Raw genomic sequence first — 14,048 nt, 5'->3', positions numbered from 1 at the left:
CAAACGAAGGAATTAAATATATGGTGAATCTATTACGTACAAGATATCGCGCCAAAGATGATGGTGAGCTTTCCGCACAATTGCCTGCAGGAGAGGAAAGCGAAAAGATTGAAGTTTCTGCAGAAGTAAGCACTGTCGACATTGGTGTTAACGCTGAGGTCTTTAATGAAGACAAGGATGCAGTTATTCAAGCGGCACTTGAACAAGAAAGAAAGCGTGCTCAGAGCTTTATGACTCTGGAAAAGCAAGCTCAGCGTCTAGGTGTTTCTTTTAATGCCGCACAAGCTATTCAAGATGGTATGAGCTTAGAGGAAGCAAAGAGCATTATTCTAGCTAATGCTACCTCACAAAGCGAATCCTTAGTTGTATCGCCTTATGCACCCCATCCGGAAGGAAATACTCAGGCAAATATTTATGCAAAATGGGATAAAGTTTGGAGAACAATACAATGAGTAAAGTTTTTTATGAAGGCCCTCGTGATAGCGCTTATCTTGGGCATTATAACCCTGACATGTCAAACGAGGAAGTAATCTTTGCAAAAGGATCTGAAATCGCAGCAGGAACCGTCATGGGAATGGTGACCACAACGGGCAAATATGTGCCGTTTAATCCCGATGCATTAGATGGCAGTGAAATTCCAGCGGGCATTTCTTATGCCAATGTTGATGTCTCACAAAGCGATCAACGAGCAACGATTACAGTGCGTTTATGCACGGTAAAAGCATCTGAACTGATATGGCCTGAAAAAATTGATGAAAAGAAAAAGGAAACAGCCATTCAGATCTTAGAAAAAAATAACATTCTATTGCGATAGGAGACATACAAATATGGATATAAGTTTTTTTAATCACAACGCATTCTCAATGGCAACAATGATGAAAGCGATTGAGAATTACGCGTTTAAACCTGATCTGATTGGTTCACTTAACCTTTTTGAGGAAGTTGAGACAAACAAGACAACAGTTGGCATTGAGAGACGTGACAACAAATTATCACTCATTCCAACAAGTGAACGCGGCTCACCTTTAATAGAAGCAGGTAGAGATAGTCGCAACGTTCGGTTTTTTCCAACAACACGTATTGCTAAAAGCGACACAATAAAGGCGGAAGAAATTCAAGACCGCCGAGAGTTTGGTACAGAAGACCAGCTTGAAACAGCGATGAAATTTATCGCTAAAAGGCAAAAGAATCTGATTGGGGAAATTGAACTGACCTGGGAAAATATGCAGCTTGGAGCTATTCAAGGTATTGTTCTCGATGCTGATGGATCAGTGCTTTATGATTGGTATAAGGAATGGGGGATCACACCACCAGAGCCTATTGATTTTAAACTAAATGAGGACACAACCGATGTTTCTTATATGGTTAATCAAATTCGCATCAAGATGGTTAAAGCTTCAGGCAATACATTTTCCACTCGTTCACGAATTATTGGGTTTTGTGGAGATGAATTCTTTTTCAAGTTAAAAAATCACAAAACAATTCGTGAAACTTATCTCAACACATCTTTAGCACAAACATTAAATAGTACAGCAGGTATCGCAACGCCTGGAGCTATTGAATTAGGAAGCTTTGGAAGTTTTGATTTTGCTGGTGCGACGTTTGTTAATTACTGCAACATTCATGATTATAATATGAATACTAAATCCAAGACAAAACGAAGCATAGGTATTAAGCCTGATGAATGTCAATTTGTTCCTGTTAATGTGCCTGGTGTATTCCAAAAAACATTTGCTCCGGGTGAAAGTTGGAAGGTTGTTAATACAGTCGGTAAACCTCTTTATCCTACACTTGTTATAGATCGCGATAATGACGCGTGGGTGAGAGCTGAAGTATACAGTTATCCACTCTTCATTTGCGCGCGTCCTGAAATGCTCTTCAAGGCAGTAATGAAGGCGCAATAAAATGCAATGGCATGGGCTGCTCAGTCAAATGATTGAAGATGTACGTAACACTTTTGGGCAGCCCGTGATCTATACACGAAAAAAAACAGGGCAATCTTTTCATATCACAGCGATTTACAGCATTAAGCATGCTGAACAAGAAGCGGGGGGAAGAGTCAAAACAACAATCCCAAGGAAAGAACTTGATATCTGCATCAACGATATTGGTGGAGTACAACCTGAACTCGGAGATCATATTGTTTTGCTTGCTTCCCAGGAGAATTTTTCTGTCGCAAATGTGCAAGCGTCGGAATCCAATATGTACAAGCTTATCCTACGCGAAGAATCTGTCGTAAACAGGAGCTAAGATGCATCCACGAGATACATTAAGAGAGACGTTTGTTGAGTTGATCAAATCTGGCAAGACATCGGCTGGTGATGAAGTTTACAATATGCGAGACTTTAATTTTTTTAATGAAGAGCATCCGTTTGTTAATGTATCGACCCCAAACGAAACGATAGAAGATGGGCATGATTATGGAGCAAGACGACGTATTTTAACGGTTGATGTTGAATGCTATGACACGAGAGACAATGGAGCACGCTTTGTTGATCAATTAGCCTGGGAAATAGAAACGATTTTCCATAGCAATCCCAGTCTTAACAACACAGTTGAAAACTGTCGCTTACAAAATATTACCATGGCTTTTGGAGATAACGGTTCCTTAGCATTACATGGCTCTATTTTAACCTTTGAAGTCACTTATGTAACCAATATCCCTCCTGAAGAAGAAGGTACTGTCTTTTTGAACCTTGTGTAGGCTTTGATCCCGATACAGGGCCTAACAATAAGGACAAGTATCAAACTGTTGGAAACTCCCCATGTTAGAGCGACGTGATAGCGAAATCACAGATTTAAAAAGACGTGTGGCCAATATGGTTATGGTAGGCAAGATTAGCCACGTTGATCATAAAAACGCACGCTATCGTGTTCAAAGTGGTAATATTATAAGTGATTGGATTCCAGATACACAGGCCCGTGCAGGAAAAACCCGCTCCTATGAAGGACGTGATGTGGGTGAGCAAGTTATTGTCCTTTCCACATCAGGTGATTTATCACAAGGGATGATTATTGGCTCTATTCATACAGATGCCAATCAAGCAGCTGATAAGGGCAATATTCATACAACCATATACCCTGATGGCACAACGGTTGAATATGACGATGAGACAAGCACTTACTCATTGACAATTAAGTCAGAAGGCAAATTCATTTTAACGATATCTGATGGCGTTTCTATAAAAGGTGAAGGGGGTGAATTAGAAATCACCGCTCCAGATGGCATAAAGATTATCTCAGAAAGTGATATGACTTTAAAAGCAGATGGAAACATGACACTGGAGGCAGAGGGAGATGTTTCTATCAAATCAAGTGGCAGCGCATCTCTTGAGTCAGGCAGTCATATGTCCCTTAAATCAAGTAGTGGTACCTCTCTCAAAGCAGGTGGCGAGGTATCTGTTAAATCAAGTGGGTTAAAGCATAATAGCGTTAACGTCGGAAGCGGCCATAAACACCCTGGTGTTACATCTGGTAATGCTATGACGGGAGGCCCCATTTGAGTGTAGGAATGAATTGTGAAACAGGCAAATCCATGGTCGGAGTTGATCACTTGCGTCAATCCATCATGGATATTTTAATGACACGGATAGGTACACGGGTCATGCGTCGTGATTATGGATCACGTGTTCTTGATCTGATTGATGATCCAATCAATGAAACCTTTAAGGTTGCCATTTATGCAGCCGTTGCAGAGGCTTTAGATAGATGGGAGCCTCGTTTGAAGCTTCAACAAGTGAATTTAACTTCTGTTGAACCGGGAAAAGTTTCCATGTCCTTTGAAGGAATTTACCTCTCTTCAGGAAAGCCCATCACGATGGAAGGATTGCAGATAGGATGAATGAGGATTTCATAAAACCAGAAATCATTCCAGAGCTTTCTATTGAAGAAATACGTGCTGCTTGTCTTAAGAGTTTAAAACAGCTTTTACCCAATTACACACCTTTGGAAAGTGATCCAGCGGTTAAAATCATTGAGGTTGCAAGTTACAGAGAGTTTCTCTTAAGGCAGCGTATTAATGAGGCTGCACGTAACACCGTTCTTGACTTTGCAAAGGGAGAAGCTCTTGATGCTTTAGGTGAGTGGCATGGTGTTGAACGCTTAGAAGGTGAAAGCGATGACAGCTATCGTGAACGCATTAAGCTTCGTGTACGGGCTGGTAAAGGGGGTGGAACAGAGCCTTATTACAGATATTTCGCCTTATCAGCAGATAACCGTGTGAAGGATGCGATCATTTATCGAAAAGGAAGAAATCCTACCATTCACGTGGCTATTTTTGGCAAGAATGAGCAAGGAACAGCGAGTGAGGATTTATTACAAAGAGTCAAAGAAGTACTGACGGATAAAAGTGTGATTATGACCAATGATACCATTGAAGTTCACGCTGCGGTAACAAAGGTTTTAGATTTAGAAGCAGATGTTTGGCTCTTACCTGAAATTTCTTTAGAGATCTTAACCCAAATGGAAGCAAATTTACGGGCAGCTTGGAAGAAAGAGCAAGCCCTTGGTCGTGAGTTGAGTTCATCATGGTGGATTTCAAAACTGATGATCCCTGGTGTGCAAAAAGTCATTGCTGTTAACCCAACAAATGATATTGCCGTCTCCAGTGAAGAGGTTTTAGCCATTGGTAAAGTAACACTCAATTTCAAAGGGCGTCTATAGTAATGCTTGGGTGCTTACTTCCAACAAACACAACACAATTTGAAAAACGCCTTGCCGATGCTTGTGACTTTCATAAAGACATTGAAGATTCAATCAATTTTATCTCTCGTGCAAAGCTTGATATCATAGACCCAAGCTTCTTGCCATGGTTGGTTGAAGAATATGGGCTTGGAGAACTAACATCTTATGTTCCGGATTTCTCTGTTTTGCTTGAAACGGGACCGGAGTGGCAGCGGATACGTGGATCTCTAAAAGCTATTGATAAAGGGCTTGAATGGTTAGATCTTAGTGCACATTTCGTAGGAGCATGGCCAGAGCGAAAATGGTGGAATTCATTTCAGCTTTATTTTGATCAATTGCCTGACACAGACAAACTTAAAGCCATTGAAGGGATCGTCAAGCTTTCTGAATGTTTACGTTCTGATTTTTGGCGTGGTATTCATGGTTATGACGCTCCCATTGTAGAAGGAAATATATCTCGCTTAGATGACAGCATGTTTGACTCTCAAAGCGGTGTGTGCGTGACAGAAAGCGGCACAGTATTTTCCTTTGGGCGTTCTACAGAAATAAGCCTCACTTTAACTGAAGAAGACGGAAAGCTCATTGGCAATTGGATTGATGATCAAGAAGAGCTCGTTTGGGAAGGTTTAGATTATCCATGGGATGTGATGGACTTCCCTTGGGTGTCAGTGGGGAAAAACGAGCGTGACATACTCATGGCGGGTTGGTTTAAAGGTCGCACCCTTTATCTGGCTTTAAGAGATAACAATAATAAGCTGATTGGTTATCGAAGATGTAACATTGTCCAGCAAGTGACAAGAGTTTCAGATGGAGTTTACAGTTATTCAGGTCATCGCTTTACACCCTTTATAAAGGGTACAAAAGTTTTGCTTGCAGCACGAACACAGTTTGATGATATCAACGATAAACAAGCAGCGTTTGTTTCCGTTTTCGTGCATGCGGCTCCTGCAAAACATATCTCGCCTGGCAAACTATGGTTAGAGCCTGATGAGCTTATTGATGGCGTGGAGATTCTCAAAACCCCTGTCTCTCTATCTTTACGTAAAGACGTTCGTGAACAATTCAAAATTTTATTGAGGTTTTAATATGGAGCATGAAAGCGGTTTGCCGTTTGCAATTGACCGATCTGTAGGCAAAGACGAGCAACAAAGCGTTGTATTCTATGGAGAACGTTCCTTTATTCAAAGTGCAGAACTCAATGAAGTTCAAACCATTATTCGTGGCCGTCATGATCGCTTAGGAAGACTTGTCGCTAAAGAAGGTGACCGTATTGAACGTGCCGATGCTTTTGTTGATCAAGAGACTAAAAAAGTTACTTTGACAGAAGGGAAAATCTTTATCGCAGGGGATATCTTCCCTGTATCAGAAACCATTTTAAACAATGTCCCCATGCTTGGACGTGTAGAGATCGGTGTAAAGCTTCAAAAACAATGGATAACACATGAAGATGATCCACAGTTATTAGGTCAAATTCCAGGCACATTGGCAGAAGGTGAACCAGGGGCAGCAAGGGAAACAGCAAAGCTTGTATGGGCTTTGGAAAATGACAAACAAGAAGGTGTTTTCTTCCCTGTCTATGTCTTGCAAGATGGCACTTTGATTGATCAAAAGCCCCCTTCATTGTTAGAGCCTGCTTTGCAAGCTATTGCAACTTATGACCGTGCTCATGGGCATTATATTGTCAATGGTTGTCGGGTGACGGCCTTAGGACAAAATGACGGCAAACAAATATTTAGTATCGAAGAAGGTGAAGCCAATATTAATGGCTTTAAACATAAACGCCTTGCTGCTTTAAGGCATGAAGAGCCAGAAGACTACTGTGAAGGCATAGTGCCAAGTGAAACACATCTCTTTACATCCAAGAAAGCCAAGGCAACTAAATCGGAGAAGACAAGCTTTACGTTTGAAACTTATTATTTTCCCATTGCGACTGTTCACTCTATTCTACTCACAAAAGAAAAGACAACCAATGTCACACGCGGTGCGGTAGCCTCAGGGCGTGATGGGGTTCCCGATAAAAGTATTGTGAGTTTTGTTAAGGTGACTCAGGATAAAAAGGACTTTAAAGAAGGCGTAGACTTTAAAAAGACGGGTGATACGATTGACTGGTCTTTATCCGGTGATGAACCTAAACCAGGTAGCACTTATGAGGTTACCTATCACTATCGTGCAAAGGTGGATGCTGATAAAATTACAGCGCGGGAAATTACTGTCACGGATGGTGCTGAAGGTGGAGATATTATTGTCAGTTACACCTACAAACTGCCTCGTATTGACCGCATAGGCTTAAATGCTCAAGGGAATGTGGTTTATATTCAAGGAATTTCAGCAGACAATCCCATAGCACCTAGTGTTCCTGATGATATCTTATCGCTTGCAACGATCACAAACAATTGGCTTGATTATCCACGTGTCGATAATAATGGCACACGTGTTGCCCCTTATGCTGAAATGTGGCGCTATTTTAACCGTGTTCTTGATCTTGATCGGTTGTTACAGCTTGAAAAGATTAAGAGCAATGTTGATTCAAAAGAACCTGTCTCCAAAAAAGGGATGATTGCCGATCCTTTTCTTGATGACAGCCTTCGTGATGAAGGAATCGAGCAAACAGGTGCCATAGGTCAGGGTTTATTACGCCTTGCGATTGAACCTACATTTTACTACGCTCCTTTAAATGAGCCTGTCACCCTTGATTGGGAGAATGAAGTGATCATTGCGCAAGAGTTGATGACTGCTTGCGAGAAAATCAATCCTTATCAAAACTTTGACCCATTGCCAGGCACACTCGCTCTCACCCCTGCAACGGACTTCTGGCGTGTTCAACGCACGGATTGGCTTTCAGGTGTAACAAATGAACTGTCTATGGGCAGCCGTCCTGGGGGTGGTCGTACTACAGAAACGAAGGATGAACTGGTCAGTACACATCAAGAGCAAATTGATTTCTTAAGACAAATTGATCTCAACTTTAAGATTGAAGGCTTTGGTAAAGGAGAGGTTTTAGAAAGTCTGACATTTGATGGCGTTAGTGTTTTACCAAAAGAGACGCTTACTGCCAATGCTCAAGGCATTATTGAAGGGAAGTTTAAAATTCCTAAAGACATTACAGCAGGAACAAAGAACGTCATTGCTGTTGGTACAGGAAAAACAACGGCTACAGGCCTTTTCACAGGGCAAGGTGTGATTGATGTGCAGGTTATGCGGCGTGTCACAACAGTGCGTGTATGGAAAAAATCTGATCCACAAGCACAAGTCTTTACACCTGATGAAACGCGGCAAATAACAGGTATTGATTTCCATATTTGCAAGATTGGTAATCGTGCGCATGATTTGATGGTAGATCTTGTTACAACAGACAATGGCTACCCTACAGCGGACATTCAAGCACAAGCTTTATTCTCAATGAAAGAGGCTGAAACGGGATGGGCTGCAGCACGCTATAGTGTTCCATTAACCGTGCTTAATGATCGTTTAACCGCCTTTGTCATTAAAACAGATGATGGCGATCATTCTGTTTCATTAGCAAAACTTGGAGATTTTGACGAAGAAAACCAAAGATATGTTTCTAGCCATCCTTATATCACAGGTCCTCGTTTTTCTTCTGTAAATGCGCAAACATGGACAGCTCATCAAGATGAGGCCTTAGCATTTCGTGTACTTGCTGCTCGTTATACACAAACAGAAAAAACTGTCGATTTAGGTGAGTTTGATCTCAAAGAATGTTCTGATTTACAGGTGCGTGCAGCGATTGAATTGCCTTCCAGTGAATGTTCTGTCATCTTTGAAATTGAACGCAACAACGGCACAATTTATCAACTCTTACCGTTCCAATTGCTGAGTTTAACGGAATATATCAGTGAAAAAGTCCAGTTACGTGCCATTTTAAAAGGGACCGGGAAGCTATCGCCAGTGTTGTTTGCTCCCATTGAATTGATCGCGGGCAAGATTAGAAAAGAAGCAACCTATGTCACACGTGCTTTTTCCTTTGGAGAAAAGTCGAGACTAACCAGTTATATTAAAACTTTTTTACCAGGCGGTTCGACTTTCAAAATGGAGCTGCAACTGGATGATGGTGATTTCACTTCCCTAAAATTAGAAGAAACAGAACAACTCGCAGAACCACTGTGGACGGAACGCAAATTTGTCAGTGAGGATAAGACAGCTGGGCAAGCACGTTTGAGACTGACATTAACTGGCGGTCCTGCTGCACGTTCTATGGCAAGTGATTTTGGTGCGGGAATTATGTGACAGGAGTAATATTATGGCGAAAACAGAGAAGTTAGGAATGGAATTACCTCAAGAAGGTCGCTTTATCAGCGCTGAGTTTCCTCTTTTACGTAAAAACCTAACCATCATTGATCAAGCCGTTTCTGATCTGGATGAAAAGGTGGATGAGAAGGCTCCTTCACAACACACTCATGTGATGAGTGAGATCAGTGGACTTGAAGATGCGCTAAGTGGAAAGATGGAGGCAGATAAGACCTTTGCCTTGGTTGATTTAACTGATGTCGAAAGTGCCAACGATGCTGCTGAAAATCATGTTTTATATAAATCGGGTAAGGATCACTTTGCATTTAGCTCTGCTCAATCACTCGTAGGAGAACACCAGCATACAATTGAAGATATCACAGGCCTTGAGGAGTATGTAGAAAGCGTCAATGAAGGATTAACAAATTATGGGCGTTTGTCGGGTAGAAATGAGTGGAAAGATACGAATGTTTTCAAAGGAAAAATCAGTGTTGAAAAGGACATTGAATTAACTGAAATCTCTTCTCTAACTTTGAAACAGAATGATAAAGTGGTGACCAATTTAAACGCAACTGGGAGCTCGCTTAAAGGGCCTCTTAAGGTTGATGATGAGCTCGTTTATACCAAACCGCAAGCGGATAAAGCTATATCAGAAGCAATCGAAAAACTGAAACAATCTTTGACTGATGAGAACTCAAGTTGCTCTGTTGTTATCAATAAGCTCATTGATTGGCCAGAGCTTGCTGATGCAGAATTACTTTATACGCAAAGTGGAAAGATTGAGTGGCCAGATTGGATAACGGATGAAGCCGTGGTTGAAATCCAAGCATGGGGCGGCGGCGGTTCTGGTGGAGGTTCAACAAATGATTATTGGCCGGGCGGAGGAGGAGGTGGCGGTGGCGGCTCAGTGTGGTATGGCTATAAAAGAGCTTTAAAAGGACGTGAAAATTTCGTCATTGGTAAAGGGGGAGCTTCTGTGCAAAATAAAAATGTGTCAGGCAACGCTGGAGGAGACACAACTATCGGAGATGACTTTATTAAAGCCACAGGCGGCAGAGGTGGTGGTGCTGGTCGCACGAATAGTGATAAATTAGGAGAAGGTGGCGAAGGAGGAAAAGGAGAAAAAGTAGGAAACTTTGTCGACGGTCGTCCAGGTCTTGCTAAACACAGCTATGGTAGTCCGGGAACAAAAGGTACCCATTACCTTATGAGTGGTCATGGTGGCGATGCCGGAGGGGATACATCAAGAGGTGGTTGTGGAGGGATAGGAACTGGGCGCCTTATTTCAGGCAAACCAGGTCGTGGATTTGGTGGTGGCGGTAGTGGTGCTCATGGAAACAATATGAAAACTAGTATTGAAACTAACGGAAATGATAGTATCAGCGGTTCTGGAGCTGATGGCGCTGTTCTTATAAGAATATGGAAAAAACCATATGAAAAAGAATAAATCAATCTGAGCTTATAAAGCTTTTAGCATTTAAGTTTGACAGGAGTAATATCATGGCGAAAACAGAGAAATTAGCAATGGAATTACCCAAAGAAGGCCGTTTTATTAGCACTGAATTTCCTATTACACGCGAAGATTTGATAATAATTGATCAGGCGGTTTCTGATCTGGATGAAAAAGCAGATGGTAAAGCACCTTCACAGCATACTCATGTGATAAGTGAAGTAAGCGAACTTGAAGATGTACTAAGTGGCAAGATGGCAGCAGATAAAACCTTTGCTTTGGTTGATTTAACTGATGTTGAAGGTGCCAACGATGCAACTGAAACCCATGTTTTATATAAATCAGGTGAGGATCGCTTTGCATTTGACAGTATTAAGTCACTCTTAGGCGAACATCAGCATGATGTTAAGGATATCACAGATCTTGAGGAATATATAGCAACTGTCAATGTAGATCTGAAAAATTATGGATGTTTATCGGGTAAAAATGAGTGGGAAGATACCAATGTTTTCAAAGGAAAGGTCAGCATTGAAGAAGGCATTGAATTAACTGAAGCCTCTTCTTTAACTTTGAAACAAGAAGATAACGTGGTGACACAGTTAAGTGTAACTGAAAGCTTGCTCAAAGGGCCTCTCAAGGTTGATGATGAATCCGTTTATACAAAACTGCAATTGGATGAAGCTATGTCAAAAGAAATTGAAAAACTGAAACGGTCTTTACCTGATAAAAGCACAAGTTTAATTGATAAACTCATTGATTGGCCAGAGCTTGCTGATGCTGAATTACTTATTACACAAAGTGGGAAGATTCAGTGGCCAGATTGGGTAACTGATAAAACCAAAGTTGAGATCCAAGCATGGGGCGGCGGTGGCGGCGGTGGGGGTGCACAGAATGATAATTATCTAGGCGGTGGCGGCGGTGGGAGCGGTTGCATGGTTTGGTATGGCTATAAATTAAGTTTAAATGGACATCACGATATCGTTATTGGTAAAGGTGGAGCACAGGTGAGTGGAAAAATACATGGCAAAAATGGAGGATACACAATTATAGGTAATAATTTTATTGTAGTCGCAGGTGGCAACGGTGGCGATGATTCTTCTTTAGGTGGCAAAGGAAGTAGAGGAGGCAACTATGGCTTGGTAACGGATGAGAACCCAGGTCCTGTCAGAGGTTGTAATGGTTATAATGGAGGGGATGGAAAATATAAACAAATAAGTGGCTTTGGTGGTGATGCTGGCAATGCCATAAAAGGAGCTACTGGAGAACAGGGCGCAGGTGCATATACCTCAGGAGCTGGAGGAGCAGGTTATGGCGGTGGCGGTGCGGGTGCTCATGGAGTTAAAGGCGTTGGCGGTAAGGGAGCCAATGGTGCTGTTCTTATCAGATTATGGAAAAATTAACGCTCTAAAAAATTTTACAAAGGAGTTTTGAATGAATTATGCAGTTGTTGAAAATGGTGTGGTAACTAACATTATTGTTGGACCAGAGGATTATGTTTACCCGTTTGAAGGGGAAGCCATTGCTTCAAATGAAGCTCAAATTGGTTGGATTTATAAAGATGGCCAATTCTCTCCTCCTGTTGAGGAAGAAAAAGACGACTTATCTTTCACTGAAACAACACAACCGGAGTCATCTGAAGATCCCATAGAGGTGTAAAGAAGGACACTTCAGTTAAGTTTCATCAAAACCTTTCTTAAGAAAGCAGTGCAAGGCCAAATAGATTTATTTGGCCTTTATTTTTTATCATCCAATCATTAAAGGAGCACCAAGAATGGCATCAGGATTTTTACATGGGGTTGAAGTCATCGAAAACGACGATGGCACACGCCCTATTGCGCCAATTCAGTCGGCAGTTATAGGCATTGTAGGTACAGCACCTAATGCAGATGAAGAGGTCTTTCCTCTTAATACACCGGTTTTAATATCAGGATCTCTTTCCAAGGCAGCTAAACTCGACAAATACAACACAGGAGAAGGTACACTGCCCAATGCTGTTGATCTGATTTTCAAACAAGCCGGTGCCATTGTTGTTGTGGTGCGCGTAAAGGAAGGTGAAGATGACGACGAAACATTGACGAATATTCTAGGTGGTGTCAATGCCAATGGCGCTTACGAAGGTGTCCATGCTTTCATAGGAGCACAATCGATTGTTGGGCAAACACCACGCATTCTAATTGCTCCTGGTTTTACTCACAAACGCGATGCTGGTGTGTCTGCTATAAGTGTCTCGGACGGAGGCAGTGGTTACACTAAGGCTACTGTTACAATAGAAGGCAATGCCAAGGCAAAAGCCAGTGTTTGGGGCGAACAAGTAAAATCCATTAGAGTTGATTATGCTGGCAGTGGTTATGAAGAAGCACCTCGTGTAACCATTGAAGGTGATGGAGAAGGTGCCACAGCCGAAGCGACAATCAAAAAAATGTCTAATCCCGTAGCAGCAGAGCTAATTGGCATTGCTGAGCGTTTACGCGCTATTGTGGTGATTGATGGACCCAACACAACGGATGAAGAAGCAATCTCAACGAGAGGAGATTTTGATTCCAAACGTGCCATCATAGCTGACCCATTTGTAAGCATTTTGCGTAATGGAAAGATTTCACAAGAACCAGCAAGTTCAGTAGTTGCCGGTATTATTGCTAAAACAGATTTCACTCACGGTTTTTGGCATTCTCCTTCAAATAAAGGGATCAATGGCATTAGTGGTACAGCACGACCCATTGATTTTGCCATTGGTGACAGTTCCAGTCGTGCTAATTTGCTTAATGAAAAACATATAACAACAATCATTCGCGAGAATGGTTATCGCTTATGGGGTAATCGTACGCTTTCATCAGATCCAAAGTTTACTTTTATATCCGTGGTGAGAACTGCAGATATGATCAATGATGCCATTTTACGTGGACATATGTGGGCAGTCGATCGAAACATCACAAAAACTTATTTGAGTGATGTGAGTGAAAGCGTCAATGCTTATTTACGTGACTTAAAAATGAAAGGCGCCATCATTGGAGGGCGTTGTTATCCTGACTCAGAACTTAATGATCCAAGCACTATTGAAAGCGGAAAAGTCTATTTCAATGTCGAATTCCAACCAACTACGCCAGCAGAACGTATCACGTTCCGTTCGCGTATTGTCAATGATTACATAGAGGAGATCCTTTAATGATTGCACCTAGATTACCAAGAGCTTTGAAACATTTTAACATTTATGTTGATGGGATTCCCTATAGAGAAAAATGTGACAGTGTTACTTTACCAAGTTTAAATTTCGTCGTTGAAAGTTTTCGTGCAGGTGGCATGGATGTTCCTGTTGGAATCGAGATGGGAATGGAAGAGCTCACGCTTTCTATGACTGTTGCAGATTGCTCTGACGAACTTCTAGGTCTTTTGGGTAAACCCAATATTGATATTTCTTTGCGTGGTGCAATTCAAGCACAGGGTGCAGCAGAAGAAGGAGTTGTAATCTCCATGCGTGGATTTTGCAAGGGCTATGAACCTGGCCAATGGCAGCCTGGTGCTAAGTCTACCACAACGATCAATTATACCCTGAATTATTTCAAATATGTTCAAAATGACAAGGAAATCGTTGAGATTGATGCTTACAACATGGTGAGAAAATTCAATGGCGTTGATCAATTAGCAAAACATAGAGAACTTTTAGGAATGTAAA

14 protein-coding genes and 1 pseudogene are annotated in these 14,048 nt (G+C 41.7%); all 15 read left to right on the top strand.

The features are described 5' to 3' along the window. Nucleotides 1-20: 20 nt before the first annotated feature. A complete protein-coding gene (locus tag BWD162_RS07870) occupies nucleotides 21-452 on the top strand; it encodes a hypothetical protein (protein WP_236824106.1) in 432 nt (143 codons plus the stop codon). Beyond that, entirely contained in the window at nucleotides 449-814 is a 366-nt protein-coding gene (locus BWD162_RS02550; RefSeq protein WP_078705305.1) for a head decoration protein, read from the top strand. The genes BWD162_RS07870 and BWD162_RS02550 overlap by 4 nt, the downstream gene beginning before the upstream one ends. A 13-nt stretch (nucleotides 815-827) precedes the next feature. Further along, a complete protein-coding gene (locus BWD162_RS02545) occupies nucleotides 828-1,904 on the top strand; it encodes a major capsid protein (RefSeq protein ID WP_078705304.1) in 1,077 nt (358 codons plus the stop codon). A 1-nt stretch (nucleotide 1,905) separates the two neighbouring features. Further along, complete coding sequence (locus tag BWD162_RS02540) at nucleotides 1,906-2,250, top strand: head-tail joining protein (RefSeq protein ID WP_078663264.1); 345 nt, start codon at nucleotides 1,906-1,908, stop codon at nucleotides 2,248-2,250. Nucleotide 2,251: 1 nt separating this feature from the next. Continuing rightward, nucleotides 2,252-2,782, top strand: a pseudogene (locus BWD162_RS02535) (hypothetical protein). Continuing rightward, entirely contained in the window at nucleotides 2,766-3,503 is a 738-nt protein-coding gene (locus BWD162_RS02530; protein ID WP_078705303.1) for a phage baseplate assembly protein V, read from the top strand. The pseudogene BWD162_RS02535 and the gene BWD162_RS02530 overlap by 17 nt, the downstream one beginning before the upstream one ends. Beyond that, entirely contained in the window at nucleotides 3,500-3,841 is a 342-nt protein-coding gene (locus tag BWD162_RS02525; protein WP_078705302.1) for a GPW/gp25 family protein, read from the top strand. Before BWD162_RS02530 ends, BWD162_RS02525 begins: the two co-directional genes overlap by 4 nt. Then, on the top strand, nucleotides 3,838-4,662 hold the full coding sequence (locus tag BWD162_RS02520; RefSeq protein WP_078705301.1) for a baseplate J/gp47 family protein: 825 nt from the start codon (nucleotides 3,838-3,840) through the stop codon (nucleotides 4,660-4,662). Before BWD162_RS02525 ends, BWD162_RS02520 begins: the two co-directional genes overlap by 4 nt. A gap of 2 nt (nucleotides 4,663-4,664) precedes the next feature. Then, on the top strand, nucleotides 4,665-5,768 hold the full coding sequence (locus BWD162_RS02515; protein WP_078705300.1) for a phage tail protein: 1,104 nt from the start codon (nucleotides 4,665-4,667) through the stop codon (nucleotides 5,766-5,768). 1 nt (nucleotide 5,769) lies between these two features. Beyond that, nucleotides 5,770-8,928, top strand: a complete 3,159-nt coding sequence (locus BWD162_RS02510) for a DUF4815 domain-containing protein (RefSeq protein ID WP_078705299.1) — start codon at nucleotides 5,770-5,772, stop codon at nucleotides 8,926-8,928. A gap of 13 nt (nucleotides 8,929-8,941) precedes the next feature. Then, a complete protein-coding gene (locus BWD162_RS02505; protein WP_078705298.1) occupies nucleotides 8,942-10,375 on the top strand; it encodes a Bgr_08870 family protein in 1,434 nt (477 codons plus the stop codon). Nucleotides 10,376-10,428: 53 nt separating this feature from the next. Continuing rightward, nucleotides 10,429-11,778, top strand: coding sequence for a Bgr_08870 family protein (locus tag BWD162_RS02500; RefSeq protein WP_078705297.1), 1,350 nt, complete (start codon nucleotides 10,429-10,431; stop codon nucleotides 11,776-11,778). Between the two features lie 31 nt (nucleotides 11,779-11,809). Further along, entirely contained in the window at nucleotides 11,810-12,034 is a 225-nt protein-coding gene (locus BWD162_RS02495) for a hypothetical protein (protein WP_078705296.1), read from the top strand. A 115-nt stretch (nucleotides 12,035-12,149) separates the two neighbouring features. Continuing rightward, complete coding sequence (locus tag BWD162_RS02490; protein WP_078705295.1) at nucleotides 12,150-13,541, top strand: phage tail sheath C-terminal domain-containing protein; 1,392 nt, start codon at nucleotides 12,150-12,152, stop codon at nucleotides 13,539-13,541. Then, entirely contained in the window at nucleotides 13,541-14,047 is a 507-nt protein-coding gene (locus tag BWD162_RS02485; RefSeq protein WP_078663272.1) for a phage major tail tube protein, read from the top strand. The genes BWD162_RS02490 and BWD162_RS02485 overlap by 1 nt, the downstream gene beginning before the upstream one ends. Nucleotide 14,048 lies beyond the last annotated feature (1 nt).

It is taken from the genome of Bartonella sp. WD16.2, assembly GCF_002022505.1.
GTDB lineage: Bacteria > Pseudomonadota > Alphaproteobacteria > Rhizobiales > Rhizobiaceae > Bartonella.
The sequence above is the reverse complement of the archived record's forward strand: the minus strand, read 5'-3'. Positions and strand labels throughout refer to the sequence as shown.

Bases quoted from the DNA above. Each gene is read 5' to 3' on its own strand.
- BWD162_RS07870 (WP_236824106.1), top strand. From the start codon at position 21: ATGGTGAATCTATTACGTACAAGATATCGCGCCAAAGATGATGGTGAG.
- BWD162_RS02550 (WP_078705305.1), top strand. From the start codon at position 449: ATGAGTAAAGTTTTTTATGAAGGCCCTCGTGATAGCGCTTATCTTGGG.
- BWD162_RS02545 (WP_078705304.1), top strand. From the start codon at position 828: ATGGATATAAGTTTTTTTAATCACAACGCATTCTCAATGGCAACAATG.
- BWD162_RS02540 (WP_078663264.1), top strand. From the start codon at position 1,906: ATGCAATGGCATGGGCTGCTCAGTCAAATGATTGAAGATGTACGTAAC.
- BWD162_RS02530 (WP_078705303.1), top strand. From the start codon at position 2,766: ATGTTAGAGCGACGTGATAGCGAAATCACAGATTTAAAAAGACGTGTG.
- BWD162_RS02520 (WP_078705301.1), top strand. From the start codon at position 3,838: ATGAATGAGGATTTCATAAAACCAGAAATCATTCCAGAGCTTTCTATT.
- BWD162_RS02515 (WP_078705300.1), top strand. From the start codon at position 4,665: ATGCTTGGGTGCTTACTTCCAACAAACACAACACAATTTGAAAAACGC.
- BWD162_RS02510 (WP_078705299.1), top strand. From the start codon at position 5,770: ATGGAGCATGAAAGCGGTTTGCCGTTTGCAATTGACCGATCTGTAGGC.
- BWD162_RS02505 (WP_078705298.1), top strand. From the start codon at position 8,942: ATGGCGAAAACAGAGAAGTTAGGAATGGAATTACCTCAAGAAGGTCGC.
- BWD162_RS02500 (WP_078705297.1), top strand. From the start codon at position 10,429: ATGGCGAAAACAGAGAAATTAGCAATGGAATTACCCAAAGAAGGCCGT.
- BWD162_RS02495 (WP_078705296.1), top strand. From the start codon at position 11,810: ATGAATTATGCAGTTGTTGAAAATGGTGTGGTAACTAACATTATTGTT.
- BWD162_RS02490 (WP_078705295.1), top strand. From the start codon at position 12,150: ATGGCATCAGGATTTTTACATGGGGTTGAAGTCATCGAAAACGACGAT.
- BWD162_RS02485 (WP_078663272.1), top strand. From the start codon at position 13,541: ATGATTGCACCTAGATTACCAAGAGCTTTGAAACATTTTAACATTTAT.